Origin of the sequence: Chitinophaga varians (assembly GCF_012641275.1) — a bacterium.
In the GTDB taxonomy this organism is placed as follows: domain Bacteria; phylum Bacteroidota; class Bacteroidia; order Chitinophagales; family Chitinophagaceae; genus Chitinophaga; species Chitinophaga varians_A.
Window position 1 is genome coordinate 37805 of the sequence record NZ_JABAIA010000002.1, and the last position, 15107, is coordinate 52911.

General features: G+C 49.4%; 14 protein-coding genes. 8 read left to right on the forward strand and 6 right to left on the reverse strand.

All coding sequences use genetic code 11. The features are described 5' to 3' along the window. The first annotated feature begins 14 nt into the window (after positions 1–14). The 5 genes from HGH92_RS14725 (at position 15) to HGH92_RS14745 (ending at position 3321) form a co-directional block, all read left to right on the forward strand. Positions 15–617: a short chain dehydrogenase gene (locus HGH92_RS14725; protein ID WP_168871576.1), complete on the forward strand. Its 603-nt coding sequence runs from the start codon at positions 15–17 to the stop codon at positions 615–617. A 138-nt stretch (positions 618–755) separates the two neighbouring features. Further along, positions 756–1337 carry a Crp/Fnr family transcriptional regulator gene (locus tag HGH92_RS14730; protein ID WP_168871577.1) on the forward strand — a complete coding sequence of 194 codons (582 nt, stop codon included), beginning with the start codon at positions 756–758 and terminating at the stop codon, positions 1335–1337. A gap of 65 nt (positions 1338–1402) precedes the next feature. Further along, a complete protein-coding gene (locus HGH92_RS14735; RefSeq protein ID WP_168871578.1) occupies positions 1403–1855 on the forward strand; it encodes a hypothetical protein in 453 nt (150 codons plus the stop codon). Positions 1856–1866: 11 nt separating this feature from the next. Next, entirely contained in the window at positions 1867–2241 is a 375-nt protein-coding gene (locus HGH92_RS14740) for a DUF4188 domain-containing protein (protein ID WP_168871579.1), read from the forward strand. A gap of 57 nt (positions 2242–2298) precedes the next feature. Beyond that, positions 2299–3321: an endonuclease/exonuclease/phosphatase family protein gene (locus HGH92_RS14745; protein WP_168871580.1), complete on the forward strand. Its 1023-nt coding sequence runs from the start codon at positions 2299–2301 to the stop codon at positions 3319–3321. Here HGH92_RS14745 and HGH92_RS14750 read toward each other — a convergent pair. Then, positions 3302–3925 carry a Pr6Pr family membrane protein gene (locus tag HGH92_RS14750; protein WP_211092647.1) on the reverse strand — a complete coding sequence of 208 codons (624 nt, stop codon included), beginning with the start codon at positions 3923–3925 and terminating at the stop codon, positions 3302–3304. The genes HGH92_RS14745 and HGH92_RS14750 overlap by 20 nt on opposite strands. A 118-nt stretch (positions 3926–4043) precedes the next feature. On the opposite strand from HGH92_RS14750, the gene HGH92_RS14755 reads away from it, so the two are divergent. Then, complete coding sequence (locus HGH92_RS14755) at positions 4044–7145, forward strand: leucine-rich repeat domain-containing protein (RefSeq protein WP_168871581.1); 3102 nt, start codon at positions 4044–4046, stop codon at positions 7143–7145. Positions 7146–7269: 124 nt separating this feature from the next. Beyond that, on the forward strand, positions 7270–8067 hold the full coding sequence (locus HGH92_RS14760) for a M48 family metallopeptidase (RefSeq protein WP_168871582.1): 798 nt from the start codon (positions 7270–7272) through the stop codon (positions 8065–8067). Positions 8068–8181: 114 nt separating this feature from the next. Here the strand turns inward: HGH92_RS14760 and HGH92_RS14765 are convergent, their stop codons facing one another. From HGH92_RS14765 to HGH92_RS14775, 3 genes are all read right to left on the reverse strand, one after another. Then, positions 8182–8811 carry a DUF5710 domain-containing protein gene (locus tag HGH92_RS14765; RefSeq protein ID WP_168871583.1) on the reverse strand — a complete coding sequence of 210 codons (630 nt, stop codon included), beginning with the start codon at positions 8809–8811 and terminating at the stop codon, positions 8182–8184. A 100-nt stretch (positions 8812–8911) separates the two neighbouring features. Continuing rightward, on the reverse strand, positions 8912–9367 hold the full coding sequence (locus tag HGH92_RS14770) for a VOC family protein (protein WP_168871584.1): 456 nt from the start codon (positions 9365–9367) through the stop codon (positions 8912–8914). A 141-nt stretch (positions 9368–9508) separates the two neighbouring features. Then, on the reverse strand, positions 9509–10600 hold the full coding sequence (locus HGH92_RS14775) for a hypothetical protein (protein WP_168871585.1): 1092 nt from the start codon (positions 10598–10600) through the stop codon (positions 9509–9511). A 211-nt stretch (positions 10601–10811) separates the two neighbouring features. Here HGH92_RS14775 and HGH92_RS14780 point away from each other — a divergent pair, with 211 nt between their 5' ends. Beyond that, a complete protein-coding gene (locus tag HGH92_RS14780) occupies positions 10812–12485 on the forward strand; it encodes a TPM domain-containing protein (RefSeq protein WP_168873208.1) in 1674 nt (557 codons plus the stop codon). Positions 12486–12549: 64 nt separating this feature from the next. On the opposite strand, the gene HGH92_RS33605 is transcribed toward HGH92_RS14780, so the two are convergent. Then, a complete protein-coding gene (locus HGH92_RS33605; RefSeq protein ID WP_211092648.1) occupies positions 12550–13392 on the reverse strand; it encodes a DUF6515 family protein in 843 nt (280 codons plus the stop codon). A 56-nt stretch (positions 13393–13448) separates the two neighbouring features. After that, positions 13449–14399 (reverse strand): ADP-ribosylglycohydrolase family protein, encoded by a 951-nt coding sequence (locus HGH92_RS14790; protein WP_168871586.1) that lies wholly within the window; start codon positions 14397–14399, stop codon positions 13449–13451. Positions 14400–15107: the final 708 nt, after the last annotated feature.

A 15107-nucleotide genomic window follows, 5' to 3' on the forward strand; every position in this document is an offset into this window, starting at 1 on the left:
TAAAATCATATAGCATGAAAATAATATTGATAGGCGGGCACGGCACCATTGGCAAAACTGTCGCCGCAGCGCTGGCGCCCAGACATGAAGTGATCATTGCCGGCCGCAGTAGCGGCGATATCCAGGTAGACATCTCATCTGAATCATCCATCGAAAATATGTTCCGGGAACTGAAAACCGCCGATGCCTGTATTTGCACCGCAGGTACCGGTTACTACGGCGATTTTGCTGCCATGCGCCAACAACATATGATGCCCGGCATTCAGGGTAAATTAATAGGGCAGATGAACCTTGTCCTGATCGGAAAAGACTATCTCACCGAAGGGGGCTCTTTTACGCTGACATCGGGTATTGCATCAGGGATGCCTGCTAAAAACGGCACCTGTGTGGCCATGATCAATGGGGCGGTCAACAGTTTTGTGCTGGGCGCGTCCCAGGAGCTGAAAAGAGACCAGCGCATCAACGTGGTAAGCCCCGGCCTGGTGGAAGACAGCCTGGAACGTTATGGAGCACTGTTTCCCGGCTATAACCCGGTACCAATGCAACGGGTGGTAAATGCTTACTTACTGAGCGTGGAAGGTGCTGTGAACGGCAGGGTTATCGAAGCGCATTTTTAGTCATCTACCGCATTGTTAAGAGGCGTAAAGTTCTATTATATTATCGTAGCGGCAGCTTTACCAGAAAAACAGCTGCCGCTCATTTCCCACATAATCATCTGGCGTTATACTAATCTACGATGGCATATCTTTGCAAAGATGACAGCCCTCCAATCTTTTCAGCAAGCCATCTACAAATTCTATCCGCTTACCCCGGCGGAGTGGGAGGACTTTTCTGCTAAACTCATCATCAAAAAATACCTTAAAGGTGATTTCCTCGCCCGCGAAGGGCAGGTGGAAAATTTTATTTATTTCCTTCATAAAGGGGCTACCCGCAATTATTTCCTTCGGGATGGAAAAGAGTTCACTGTTGATTTTCATTTTGAAGGCGAGATGGTGACAGCTTATTACTCGCTTATCACCCGGGAGCCCAGCACGATTTTTATCGAGTTACTGGAAGATGCCGACATTGTGGCCATCCCTTTCCGTTTCCTGCAGGAGTTCTATAACAAATACCACCACGGAGAGCGTATAGGCCGGCTGGTGGCGGAATACCAGTACGTGAGACGGTTAAAAAAGGAGATGGAACTGCTATCGCTGACGGCAGAAGAACGTTATATAGCACTATTGCAGCGTAATCCCGCACTGGTGCAACAAATATCCGTGAAACACCTGTCTTCTTTCCTGGGCATTCAGCCGGAGAGCCTGAGCCGTATCAGAAAGCAGCACGCCAGAAACTAACATACATCATTTTCCGGGGAAGCGGGAAGGTGGACCTTTGTCCCAGACAAAAACACACCTTTTACATGAAACCTGTCATTATCCTGATAACAGTATTTGCGGTGGCTTTATTTGTATCCAGACCGGTTACCGGCGACTGGCAGCTGATTTTTGCCGGTAATCTGGGCATGTGCTGTATGTTGTGCTTCACCGCCCTCGGCCATTTTCTTTTTCCTAAAGGCATGACCATGATGATGCCACCGGTGATACCGTTCAAAACAGCCATGGTATATATTACCGGCGTGGCCGAAATTATTATGGGGATTTCCCTGATGATACCTTCCCTGCGGGAGATGACCGGTTATACCGCCATTATCTTCTTTATCCTCATTTTTCCCGCCAATGTCTATGCGACCATCAAACATGTAGACCTGGAAAAAGCCACCTATGGCGGGCCGGGACCGCGCTATCTCTGGTTTCGCGTGCCTGAGCAGTTACTGTTCATCGCCTGGGTGTATTTTTTCGCTATCGGCTTTTAAAACGGAGTCGTATGTACGAAGTAGACATCACTAACGCAGAGAATGTTGTGTTTGTTAACAGTATCCGGGCACGTAACCTGAGAGGCTTTTGCTGGTTATGGCTGCACCTCCCGGCTATTATCCGGTCTGTTAAGCGGCATTATGGTGCTTATGAATGTATCCCGGCGCTGGTAAGTCCTGTGCAGATAGTGATGGTCAGCTACTGGCTTAGTTGCCGTGAGCTGGGTGAGTACCATCAGGGCAGTTTTCACCGCCGTTTTATGGATTTTGTAAAGAGATATCCTGCAGCGCTGGGGATGTATTTTGAAAGCTATGCCCCCGGCAGGTCAGGGAAATATATCAACGGTGAATTCGGACTGGCAAAGAATTTCCGGCGCAAGTTGTGATAAATATATCGATAAAAACACGCCATAAACTGTATTTTTATCCCAAACAGTGAACACATGATGAAATGGACCTTACCATTGCTGCTCCTGCTGTCATGGCAGGTACAGGCGGCGACCACGTTAAAAGTATTGCAGTTTAATATCTGGCAGGAAGGCACTGTGGTGCCCGGCGGATTTGAAGCTATTGCGGACGAGATTATACATACCGGCGCAGACATCATCACCTTCAGCGAAGTACGCAATTATCAGCAGACCCGTTTCTGTGACCGGATCAGGGAAGCGTTGGCCAAAAGAGGCCGCACATTTTACAGTAAGTATAGCTACGACTCCGGTATCCTGTCGGCCTACCCGATTGCTCATTTTGAAACCATCAGCCCGGAAAAAAATGATCATGGCTCCGTTTACAAAGCGGTGGTACAGGTAGGTGGTACTAACGTGGCCGTATATACGGCACACCTGGACTACCTGCATGCGGCCAACTATCTGCCCCGCGGTTATCACAGCAGCAGCTGGAAGAAGCTGCCTGCGCCTGTCACCAGCGTGGACAGTGTATTGACAGACAACCGCGCTTCCCAAAGGGATGAGGAAATTGAATTGTTCCTGGCCGATGCCCGGCGCGAAGCCGCAAAAGGCAGCGTGGTGATACTGGGCGGCGATTTCAACGAACCATCGCACCGGGACTGGACCGCCGCCACGAAAAACCTGTTTGACCATCATGGTACCATAGTACCCTGGAACGTGACCCTGGCCCTGGAAAAGGCGGGTTTTACAGATGCGTACCGTCAGCTGTACCCTAATCCGGTAACACATCCCGGCTTTACTTTCCCGGCAGGCAATACAGCCGTTCCCGTTAGTAAGCTGGCATGGGCGCCGGATGCGGACGACAGAGACCGTATCGACTTTGTTTTCTTCCGCCCGGACAAAAGGCTACGCCTGAAAGATGCGGCTATCGTAGGGCCTCGCGCTTCGGTAGTGTATGGCGCTATCACGGAGGAAACGACCAAAGACAAATTCATGGCGCCCAAAGGCGTATGGCCTACCGATCACAAGGCGCTGCTGATTACTTTTGAGCTGAAGTAAGATATCTGCTGATACTGATAAACAACAGCGACAGTAAAAGAAATACGCCGGCAATGCCCAATGCATTGATCAGCGCCTGCGTTATCCCTATCCGGTTCACTTCAATGAACGGGTAGGGATAAAAGCCGGAAACAGCGCCTCTGGCAAGGATGTACACGAAATAAAGAAGCGGATACAACAACCACGGCCAGCATTGTTTCCATTCAAGCCGTCGCCTTGCGGTAAACAGCCCCCAGTATACGAGCGACAACACGGGGATCACACTGTGCAACAGTTCATCTACCACCCATTGCAAGCCCTGCGGCTGCCACAGCCAACGTAGTACCGCATTATAAATAATCCCGACTACCAGGATATACACGGTAAGCGCCGTTTGCGTGCCGGCACTGGAAAAAAAACGATTGCCGGGATTCAGCCACAACGCAGTGTTACAGATGGCCACCAACAGATTGGTCAGTATCGTAAAATAACTGAAAAAGCGGATGGTCAGCTCCTCCGGCGGCAAAGTGCCATTCCGGACCATCAGGTAATACTGCGCTATCAGGGCAAACCATCCCGGTAGGGAGAGTATAGCCGGATATATGCGGGACCGTTTTATTTCCATAGCATAAGTATACGGATTTTTTCATGTTCTATTTATCAGGCAAACCTTTTTGATGGTATCAGAAAGTTTTCTTTCTTTATATGGCGATAAAAACTATCAATCCCTTACCTGAAAAACCATGGAACACAGACAGATGTACGCCGAGCCCGGTATTACAGAACTGAACGATTTAAAAGAAGCCAAAGATTGCCCGCATCCCAAAGTGAGATTTGTACTGCATAGCAAGCGTCTGAAGAAAATGCCTGATGTGAAAGAAGCTGCACATATACCTCATGTGCAGTTCGATCTGGGATATAACGAAGGGCTCGATCATGCCAATGCCATAGAGCAACTGGCGGCACTGCCCAATCTCAAAGGCCTTGGCATGACGAAAACCAAAATGGGCAAGCTGCCAGACAGCATCGGCGCGTTAACCGGATTGGAAGCGCTGGAAATCACGGGCAACCAGCTAAAAGAACTGCCGGACGGCATTCAGGCACTGAAAGAACTGCGTATCCTCAACCTGCGGACCAACCGGTTTACCACCTTCCCTAAAAACCTGGCCGGCATGCCGAAACTGGAAGAACTGAACCTGCGCTTCAATGAAATTAAAACCCTGCCGAAAGAAATTGCTGCATTCCCGGCTTTACAGATATTAGACCTCTCTTCCAACAGTATTGCTGTTTTGCCTCCGGCGATCAAAGAGCTGTCGCGACTGAAAGAGCTGCATATAAAATATAATAAGCTCACCCTGCTGCCCGATGAGCTGGGCGAACTACAGGAACTGGAAGTAGTGGCGCTCAACGGTAATAAAGGACTCGACTTTGACCAGGCCTTCCGTGTGCTGGCCAATTGTAAAAAGCTGAAACGTTTGCGGTTAAAGGGCTGTGGCCTGAAGTCCCTGCCGGGGTCCATTACCCTCCTCGAAGGCCTGGAATCTATTGATTTGAATGATAACTATTTTGAGGAAGTGCCGGAGATTTTGCTACAGCTAAAAAAGCTGCGGGAAATTAACACCCACTACGCGTTGCCTGTGCCCTTCTTCATCAACATGATAAAAGACAATCCGGCATGTACCACTTTTAGTACCAGCAACCTGCAACCGTATATCGTCAATGGAAAGGAAACGTTGCCGGATGATATTACGCAGCTGCGGCATGTGACCATGATGCGCCTTTACGACCTCGATGTGTTGCCGGCATCGCTGTCACAAATGTCCTGGATAAGAACTTTAGACATTGCCGGAGGTACCTTTCAGGACTGTCCGGACCTTGCCGGGCTGACAGGGCTGGAGGCGCTTTTCCTGCAAAGTGAAACATTACGCCAACTGCCCGAATGGGTGTACCGGTTGACAGGCCTGCGCAAGCTGACGTTGCCGGAATCCGTTTCAGGAGTAGACTTCGCGGGGATCGCACAGCTGCCGCGGCTCGAAGAATTAGGAGTGCCACATATAACGGAAGAGGATACACGATTGTTAAAGCAGTGTCCTTGTCTTCGCTTGCTGGGATTGCCCCACGGAACAACACAGCTTCCGGACGCGTTTTTTGAGCTGCCCGCCATAGAAACATTCAATTTTGATCACTACCAGACCATTGATCCAAACGATATCGTGCCACAGTTGAAACGCCTGCCAGGCTTGAGGTTAGTCGATTTCGGCACAAGAGCGCAGTCATTTGATTGGTATATAGCATGCCTGAAAGGCCTGCCGGCACTAAAGGAAGCTATTTGTTACGTTGATTCCATGGAGTTACCGGAATCATTATTGGAGCTGTCTCACCTGGACAGGCTTCACCTCCGTTTCACACGCGATGCGCTTTATGGCCGCAACTGGGAGGAGAAAAAGCCTGTGGTCCCGCTGGCGCTGGGCCGTGCCAAAGGAGGCCACATCGCCCTGGAAGATAAAGGCCCGCTGAAGCCCTACCGTGCAGCGTTTGCGCAGATGGCTTCTATGGAAATAACAAATGGACATCAGCGGGAAATAGCTTTCGGATTACTGTCGCACCAATATGATGCATTGCATGTGTTGTTGCCTTATCCCTTCGATGCAGCCGGCAATATACCGGATGCTAAAGTATATGTAACAGGTACGCCTACCCTGGGAGATAAAAAATCACTGGCAAAGCTGCTGCAAAACCGTGGCGCTGTTATCGTGAAAGAAATAACAGCGGCCACGCACTTGTTCCTGGGGCAAAATGTCCCGGAAGATGCTGTCAACGGACTTTTCCGGCAAGACCATCAGTATATTCTGGAAGACCATCTCAAGGCACAGGAAATAAGAGATGACACTCCTTTCCTGATGACGGAGGAAAACGGCGAGCTAACGGAGCAGATTACACGTTTATTGGCAGATCAGCATAGCAACAATATGGAGCTGGTGCTGCAAATGATTGAAGGTGGCGGCGCCGGTAAGGTGTTGCTCAGTTACCTGGCGGCTATTCATCTGTTTCATCAGGACCTGGCCATCCGTAAACAATCCAGAACGTTGTTCCGCAAATATGCATCGGCTACTTTGCAGCATCATCTTAAATCCTCCTGGCAGGCCCGGTTCAAAGACAGGCCGGAAGATGATTGCCGGGTGCTGTACGTTCACCCCGAACTGGATGCCTGCGCTTTTGTACTGGCTTTTCAGATGGTGAGAAGACAAGAAGCTAAAGGTTACCGGGTGAACAGCCTGGTGCTGCGGGACATGCCTGCCAGCGATATTTCTGATGTGCTGGCCCATTTTCAGCATGTCAGATCAGTGAATCTTGACCTGAGTGAAACGACTGACCTGCCGCGATTGGTGGATTACCTGCGGCAACTGCCGCTGAATGAGCTGTCTGTCAGAATTACAACAGATGAAATACCGGCATCTCTTTTTACCCTGCCGGTGGAGTTGCGTGTTGGGCGTAAACATGACAGGGAGCTGGCAATCCCCGACCTGACAGGCATAGAAGTGCGCCTGAAAAAACTCTGGATGGCCTATGTGCCGCTGAAACATACGGAAAGACTTGCTGCCTGCCGCGACCTGCAGCATCTGAGCCTGGAGTTCTGCGAAATTCCTGACATGACGTTTGTTACGGCGATGACTAAACTGGTCACTGCCGAGCTGCAAGGTAACCGGTTCACACAGGTGCCTGCGGCCCTGGACGGGCTGCAGCAGCTGGAAAAACTACGGTTGGATTATAACCCGTTCCCACCGGATTGTTTTGATTTTAAGCAGTTGAAAAAACTGGAAGACCTGAAATTGCCCAATCCGTAATACTTTATCAACAAAAAGCTGCCTTGGTATAAAAGGCAGCTTTTTTTATTTCGTGTATTCACTTTATCTTCGCTGCGCAAATGTTTTTTAACCTTAAACCATTTCCTAACTAAACAGTTGTTTTATGTTTGTTTTTACTCGCTGTAGCATTGTTTGTGCTATTACCCTTGCTTTGGCTTCTACTGCCAGCGCCCAGTTCAAACTCAATTCCAAAACCATTGGTGCAGGTGTGAAAGCTGCGAAAGCTGTTACCCTGAGTGATGATGAAGTCATCAAATACACCAAAGAGTACATCCAGTGGATGGACGAGCATAACCCGGTAGCTCCTGCTGATGATCCGCTGGCCCAACGGCTGGCTAAACTGACAGCCAATGCTGCTAATTATGAAGGCATGAACCTGAACTTCAAAGTGTACCTGGTAAGGGACATCAACGCCTTTGCCTGTGCGGACGGGAGTGTGCGCGTATGCGCCGGCCTGATGAAGGTAATGACAGATGATGAAGTGATGGGTGTGATCGGTCACGAGATCGGGCATGTAAAGAACAAAGATTCCAAAGACGCCTTTAAAACGGCGCTGATGACTTCCGCCCTGAAAGACGGTGTGTCTTCACAAGGTGGTGCTGCCGGAGCCCTGAGCGATTCCCAGCTGGGTGACCTGGGCGAGGCGGTCGCTAATTCGGCCTACTCCCGTGGCCAGGAAAGCCAGGCCGATAACTATGGATATGATTTCCTGAAAGCGAATAAACTGAATCCATGGGGTATGTCCACTGCCTTTGAAAAACTGTGGAAAGCATCCCAGGAAGCTAATAACGGCGAAAAGAAAAAGAAAGGCGCCCAGCTGTTCTCTTCTCACCCCGACACCGAGAAAAGAATGGTGACCATGGCTGAAAAAGCCACAAAAGACGGTTATAAGAAACCGTAATCATTTAGAGATTTTTTGATTTTGTGAATAAAAAGACCGAAACGATTAACTTATTCGTTTCGGTCTTCGTTTTTTATCGATCAAAAAATCGTAAATCAAAAAATCCTTAAATGACTATGTTCTGCCTGCAAATTCATTGATCAACCGCACATTCTCATTCATATTGTAATCAGCGTCTATGTGTGGCGCGTATTTAAACGGAAAGGTACGCAGGGTAATGGCGGTGGCGGCTGTGGCATTGTCCGGGTTGAAGACGCTGCCTGGTTCGGCAAAAAGCGTGGCATCGTCAATGTCTTTACCGCAATGTTCACAATGGTTGCACCAATAGAAACCATCTGCGCTTTTGGCCGGGCCCTGTTTGTAAAGCGGGTAGTTGTCCCTGAAGAAATTGAACAGATGGGCTGAGATAACGGATGTTTGTTGAAACAGCGTGAAAAAATCCAGTTCAAACCATACCAGTTCGTCCCGCTCGTTCATGTCTTTTTCATAAAAGAAATCGCTGCCAATAGCGATGACGGGTGTGGTGTTCCGGCAATGCGGACAGGTATGCTGCGCATGGGCAATAATCACTTCGTCAGACAGGATGATGGCGGTGTCCCGGTCAGTAATCCATTTGTCTACCTCCATGATATGATCATAGTTGATATCCGGCAGGTACCAGGTTTGCAGGTTGGCGTCCCACAAAGCCCCTTTTGACTTGGCTTCGGTTTCTTCCGCAGCAGGAACATTCAGTAGTAATGACATAATCTTGGAATGTGGTCACTGAATTTAACAAAAAAAGACCACTCCCGCCTGTTATTTTTTAGGGAGATGACCGGTCTTTTGTTACCTGCTGCCCGGAAGTTTAGTATTTATCGTCGTTGATCTCGATCCAGTAGCCGTCGGGGTCGCGGAAATAGATCTGCTGTACGCCGTCCACTCTTTTGTTGATCGTATTGGGTTTGCCTGGCCAATCCTCGTAGGTGACGTGGTGCTGTGCCAGCACGGCGATAAAATCCTTCATGGAGGGAACGCTGAAGCAAAGATGGGTGTCTTTGGGGTGTACTTCCGCTTTGGCGGCCCCGGAGATGATGTGCAGCTGACTATGGTCCCCAACCTTGAACCAGCTATGGCGGCCGTCTTTAAAAGGTTCGTCCATTACTTCGAGGCCGATAACGTCCCGGTAAAAAGCAGTGGCGCGCTCCAGGCTGACAACATAAATCGCGATATGGTTCAGCGACGGGTATTTTTTGGTCTGTGCTTGTATGCTCGTGGAAATTCCCATGATGGCAAAGAAAAGAATAACTATCGTCTGTTTCATACAAACAAGATAAAAAAAGATTTATGAATTTTTTGATTTACGATTTTGTGAATAAAAATGCAGCGGAGATTACCCGACATAGAGCAATCTCCGCTGCATTTTAAATTCGTAAATCAACAAATTCGTAAATCCGTTAATGATTTAGTTGCTTTTGAACGCCACCGATTGAATAATCACATCCAGTTTTTTTAATACGGGGAGGTCTGAACGAAGGACTTTATCACCGGTCACCTGGTCATATTGTTTGGGATCGCCGGTATTGTTGGCTTTCAGCTGGATGACAACGCCTTTGCCTTCGAGGGCACCGCCCTGCCAGTCGCTTACGAGGCCGCCGTTGGTCCATTCGAAAGCATTGATACGGAAAGGACGGCCGTTTACCTTGATCAGTTTCTCCAGCGGATCACCGGCTTTGATGCCGTAGGGAGATTTCCATTTGGAGGGGAAATGGGAAAAGGTAAGGATGTTGCCGTTTTCGCCGTCAAACTGTACTTCCAGTTCGTCGTCGGTGTCAGGATAGATCACGTAAGCTTCTCCTTCTTTGGTGCCTGCCAGATCGGTGGCTTCGCGCTGCGTCACATTGTCTTTACCGTACATTTCCACCAGTTGTTCCGGTGTACGCACCTGGAACAGCGGTTTCACCTCCCAGCTGCGTGTATCCGCCACAGTGGTGGTAGCGGCTGCAGGAGCAGCGCCTTCTGTAGTTGTGGTGGCAGTACCGGCAGCGGCTGTTTCACCGGCGGAAGCCGTGGTGCTGTTGCTGGTGGAGGCTGCGGCCTGCGCAATAGCGGCTGGGGCCTGTTTGCCGGTCACCGGACCGGTATAAGTCTTCAGAAAATCGCTTTTGTCTTCCAGCAGCGCTTTGGTATCGTTCTTATATTTATTGGCGGTATAAGTGGCCAGTGGAAAAACACTGTTGGTTTGCAGGTCCATATTGCGCAGATTGGCGATGAACCGCTGCCGGTTACAGTCACTGTACTGGTACAGGTATTTCAACGCTGCGTCCAGGGCAGGAAGATCGTTTTTCAGGTTGAACATGGTGGAGTCAATGTCCAGTCCGCCGGAACCACTGCGGTTCAGTTGCTCCGCGATATAGCCGGTAATGGAGTCATTCTTCAATGTATAATGATGGGCCACCCGGGCAGAGAAATCTGCGGCAACAGTTTCCGACAGCTTGGTCTGTGCGCTTAAAGCCAGCGGAAAAATCAGGGCAACCAATACAAAAAGCCTTTTCATGTGCGCGGTATTGAATGATAGTAATAGTGACAGCGATGACTGCCAGAATCATCACTAAATTATGTAATATTTGCCATTGCCGTTGAAAATACTGCGGTGATGGCCGGAATATCTTAAACGTACAGATACTAAAATATAGTATTTTTAAATCCGCCAGGACTTCGTTCCGGCTTATTTTTTTAATTGACGATTGCCTGAATCACCCGTTGTTATGCGAAATGTTTTGTACCTGTTGTTGGTATCCCTGTTAATGTCCTGCGCCGGCCAGAAAACGAAGTACTCAGTAGCGGACGTGCCGGACCCCAAAAAAAGCGGTGGCGGCTATATCAGTAACCCCGATCATCTACTTACTGCCGGAACGGTAAACGGCCTGAATGAAAAACTGGCCACCCTTGATAAGAGCGGCAGGGCACAAGTGGCCATGGTACTGCTGAAAACCATCGGCGACAATGAGCCCCGCGATTTTGCCCACAAGCTGTTCAACTACTGGAAAATCGGAAATGCCAGTACCAATAACGGCCTCCTGGTACTGTTGGTGGAGGATGCCCACCGGCTGGTATTTGAAACCGGCAAAGGACTGGAAGCGGATATGCCTGACGTGATCTGTTTCCGTATCCAGCAGGACTATATGATCCCGTATATCAAAAACGCGGATTATGACCAGGCATTTGAAGAAGGCCTGAAATCCATCTCCGCCCAGCTGCATAGCGGCAATTATGCCTATGATAAAGACATGCAGCAACCGGTGGAAGACCATTCCCTGCTGCCGGACGCCGGGGACACCCGGGATGCTCCCGAGCCACAGGGGCTGGTGGCCGTCCCATCTCCAGCGCCGGCTGAAATCTCCAATGATCCCAATGAGGCAGCTGGAGCGGTGCCTTCGGGCCTTACTGCGGACGAATATGTCGCCAATGCCCGGCCTTTTGTGACGCAGCCCTCACAAACGACTGACTACGCCGTGAGAGGAGAATTCGGCGGCAGCACTTACTTCGCGGGCTTCCTCTGGCTGGTTATTTCGGCAGCTATGATGAACGTGTTCTTTGGGAAAAAGCCGAAGCAGAAAAAAGGCAGCGACCCCATGCCGGTGAGAATCAAAGATCTGCCCAACGACTTTCTGCGTCCTGGTCTGGCCGGCCTGTTCTTCATTCATGTGACGGCCTTCGTCACCCTTAACTTCCTGGCTTTTAAACGAGGCTGGTCCGTCAATTTCTTTACGGCCTTTGTGCTCTATTATATCCTGTGGACGCTGTTTATGATCATCGCGGTGCTGGTGATATCCATCAGGGCAAAAAGCATCCTGCGCGACAAAGACCGTCAACAGCAATGGTTAAGTCACTCCCGCACCGCCAATAGGTTCAGGGCGGCGAAATACGTTTTCCCGCTTCCGCTCTGGTTTTATCTGGCAGGGCTGAAACGGCGCATGGACAAGCTGCGCAACAGCCCATACGATTGCCCGGACTGTTCCCATGCCTTGCATAAGCTCTCAGAGGAAGACGAAGATGTCTACCTTAAAAAAGAACAGGTGATAGAAGAAGACCTGATGGCAGTGGATTATGACGTCTGGAAATGTGATACCTGCGATCACCGGATGGTACTGGATTATACCAATGTGAACACGGCGATGTCCGAATGTCCGCATTGCTCCTATATTGCGTTGGAGGCCAAACAGTCTGTCACCAAAAAGAGAGCCACTACCAGGGCGGCTGGTTGGGGCATCACTACCTACGCCTGTGCGATATGTTCCTATAAACACGACTACCGTTTTGAGATACCCCGTATCAGGGAATCATCATCATCTTCTTCGTCTTCTTCCTCTTCGTCGTCCTCTTCTTCCAGCTGGGGAGGCGGATCTTCCGGGGGCGGCGGCGCCAGCAGCAGCTGGTAAAAGCGTATAAAAAAAGGGCGTACCGGATGAGGGTACGCCCTTTTATGTTGTTCGTTCCTTTGTTTTATTGGCCTGCGTCCATTTTACCGACAACCTGGTAACCGGTGCCATTGTTGGTATTTACCTGTTGGTAATACATACCGTCGGGTGACAGGAAGTACTGTTGTCCGTTGATCTGTACAGAACGGCTGCCTTCAGGGAGCGCTTTCAGAAGATCACCAGGAACAGCTTCGGTGCCATTGTTGGTGTTGTTGTTATTGTTGTTGTTATCCTGTGGCGTAACCACTGTATCGCCGATCTTACCGTTTTTACCCACCACTTTAAATCGACGGCCGTTGTCAGTCATGGTTTCCTGATAGTAGGTGCCATTCAGCTCGTAATAGGTGTTACCGTTGAACTGTATTTCAGAAGCACCATCCGGCAGGTCCGGAACAGCTGCGCCCATCGGCGGATCTACCACACGGTAGCCGTTGTTGTCATTGTCAGATTCGTAGTAAGTCCCGCCGGAATAATAAATCGGGCCGAATTGAGGGCCAAGGGCAAAGTAGCCATATGGCAGGGTGGAAACATAGAATCCAATGGGAGGAAAGTAGTAAGGACGGTACCGGTAATAACGACGGTAGCCTGGTCCATACCATCCATGGCTGTAATAAACGCCTCCATGGTAAACAGGTCCGCGGTAGCCGTGGTAGAATCCCCTGTTTACAGGAGCCATTGTTCTGGGAGCGCTGAAATTGCTACGGGAACCAAAGTTGGGAGCGGACATTCTTGCTCCTCCGCCAAAGTGACCGCCGCCACCTCCAAAATGTCCTCCGCCACCACCATGACGTTGAGCAAATGCGCCGGTTGCTGTAGTTGTGCATAACAGCCCAATCAACACAAACAGCATATAAAGTCTGTTTTTCATCTTCTTCGGATTATAATGTTTAGACTGATACCAGATCAAATAGTTTAAGCGGAAACTCAGGCAGAAGGCGTACTAAGCGCATCCGTGAACTGTTGTGACAATTCGATGATTTTAGCCGATTTCGCCACGGCCTGTACCCATTCCACAGGAATGCTGTCCAGCCCGTAATGCAGGCCTGCGGCAGCTCCTGCTACAGCACCGGTGGTATCGGTATCGCCGCCCAGGTTGACAGCTGCCAGCACGGCATCCTGGTAATTGCCGGTGTTCAGCAGGCACCAGAGCGCGCTTTCCAGCGTGTGTACCACATAACCGGAGCTCTGAATATCGTTTTCTGTCAGATTGGTAATGTTATCCTGTAATATCCGGTTGAAAATCCTGATCTCCGCCGGATTGAACTGTTGTTCTATGATAAAATCATTCACCGCCGCCTGCATGATCTGGTAAGATTCCTGTATGTCTTTTACTGTTAAAAGGTTCCGCAGAAACTCCACATATATGAAACAAGCCATCACAGAGCGGAAATGCAGATGCGTGATACCTGATACCTCTTTAACAATATGATAACGTTGTTTGATGCTCTCTTCCCGCGCCAGGTAAATGGCTACCGGCATCATACGCATCAGGGAACCGTTACCGTTTTCAAATTCTTCAAAACCACCGGAGAACAAAGGAGAGGTGCCGGCGCCTATCCGCCTTAAAGCACGTTGGGTAGTATGCCCGATGTCAAATACCTTGTCATGTGCGCCCCAGTATCCGTCAGCATACCACTTCAGGAAGGTATGGGCCATATGTGTAAGGTTATATCCGTGAGTGAGGCTTTCTGCTGTACAAAGGGTAAGGGAGGTGTCGTCTGAAAAGGTCCCCGGAGGCTGGTTCCAGCATCCATAACCAATAAATTCCCGGATGGGATTTTCCTGGAGGTAGCTCCTGGTTTTGAACTCAACCGGAACACCGAGCGCGTCGCCAATGGCGGTACCCAGAAAAGCGCCTGTGATCTGTTGTTGCATAGAATGGGGATTTATATTGTATATATACTGAAAAACGTGCCAACAAATGTTTTCGGTATGTGAAAGCCGCTGTTTTGTTCAATTTGACCAGCGGATAGAGGTGTGTTCACTCTTGTTCATTAGTCAGATAACCCGGATGACTGTCTCTTTGTTCGGTTGGCGTTTTATCTTTGCATAGTAACATTTAGTACTGACACCAGCATTCACCCCGGTGGGTTTTTGGTAACAGGAAAGGTTAAACGGAAATTATTACCCAATGTTAACTCCGGCAACTGCCGCCCCATTGTTTGTCTGAAAACAGGCGTCAACAGCTTGTTTGATACGTACCAAGGCAGCTGCCCTTCAAAACCCGATCTATTATGCACGCTTTTTTGTTCAACGCACATCGCCAGACATGTACCTTCCTCGGAAAATATCATTGCTGCTTTTTTGCTCATTGCTGGCCTAACTAGCCAAAACTGCTTTGACCAACCATTGCTACTGATTCAACAGCAATTTTTATGGGAATAGGTGGATGAAACGGACTGTTTTTCCAGACAGTCCCCCGAAAGAAATTTCTGAGTCCAAATGCAGGTATATAAGATGAAGGCTGAAGGGACTGCCTTTCCAGGCGGTCCCCCTCAGAAAACGTCTTGCTGCCGGTAAACGGGCCACTACATAAATGTTGGAATGCCATGTAAAAGAAGGAAAGGAAAGGACCATCTGTCC

Excerpts from the sequence above, each read along its gene's own strand:
- HGH92_RS14725 (WP_168871576.1), top strand. The coding sequence starts at position 15 with ATGAAAATAATATTGATAGGCGGGCACGGCACCATTGGCAAAACTGTC.
- HGH92_RS14730 (WP_168871577.1), top strand. The coding sequence starts at position 756 with ATGACAGCCCTCCAATCTTTTCAGCAAGCCATCTACAAATTCTATCCG.
- HGH92_RS14735 (WP_168871578.1), top strand. The coding sequence starts at position 1,403 with ATGAAACCTGTCATTATCCTGATAACAGTATTTGCGGTGGCTTTATTT.
- HGH92_RS14740 (WP_168871579.1), top strand. The coding sequence starts at position 1,867 with ATGTACGAAGTAGACATCACTAACGCAGAGAATGTTGTGTTTGTTAAC.
- HGH92_RS14745 (WP_168871580.1), top strand. The coding sequence starts at position 2,299 with ATGATGAAATGGACCTTACCATTGCTGCTCCTGCTGTCATGGCAGGTA.
- HGH92_RS14750 (WP_211092647.1), bottom strand. The coding sequence starts at position 3,925 with ATGGAAATAAAACGGTCCCGCATATATCCGGCTATACTCTCCCTACCG.
- HGH92_RS14755 (WP_168871581.1), top strand. The coding sequence starts at position 4,044 with ATGGAACACAGACAGATGTACGCCGAGCCCGGTATTACAGAACTGAAC.
- HGH92_RS14760 (WP_168871582.1), top strand. The coding sequence starts at position 7,270 with ATGTTTGTTTTTACTCGCTGTAGCATTGTTTGTGCTATTACCCTTGCT.
- HGH92_RS14765 (WP_168871583.1), bottom strand. The coding sequence starts at position 8,811 with ATGTCATTACTACTGAATGTTCCTGCTGCGGAAGAAACCGAAGCCAAG.
- HGH92_RS14770 (WP_168871584.1), bottom strand. The coding sequence starts at position 9,367 with ATGAAACAGACGATAGTTATTCTTTTCTTTGCCATCATGGGAATTTCC.
- HGH92_RS14775 (WP_168871585.1), bottom strand. The coding sequence starts at position 10,600 with ATGAAAAGGCTTTTTGTATTGGTTGCCCTGATTTTTCCGCTGGCTTTA.
- HGH92_RS14780 (WP_168873208.1), top strand. The coding sequence starts at position 10,812 with ATGCGAAATGTTTTGTACCTGTTGTTGGTATCCCTGTTAATGTCCTGC.
- HGH92_RS33605 (WP_211092648.1), bottom strand. The coding sequence starts at position 13,392 with ATGAAAAACAGACTTTATATGCTGTTTGTGTTGATTGGGCTGTTATGC.
- HGH92_RS14790 (WP_168871586.1), bottom strand. The coding sequence starts at position 14,399 with ATGCAACAACAGATCACAGGCGCTTTTCTGGGTACCGCCATTGGCGAC.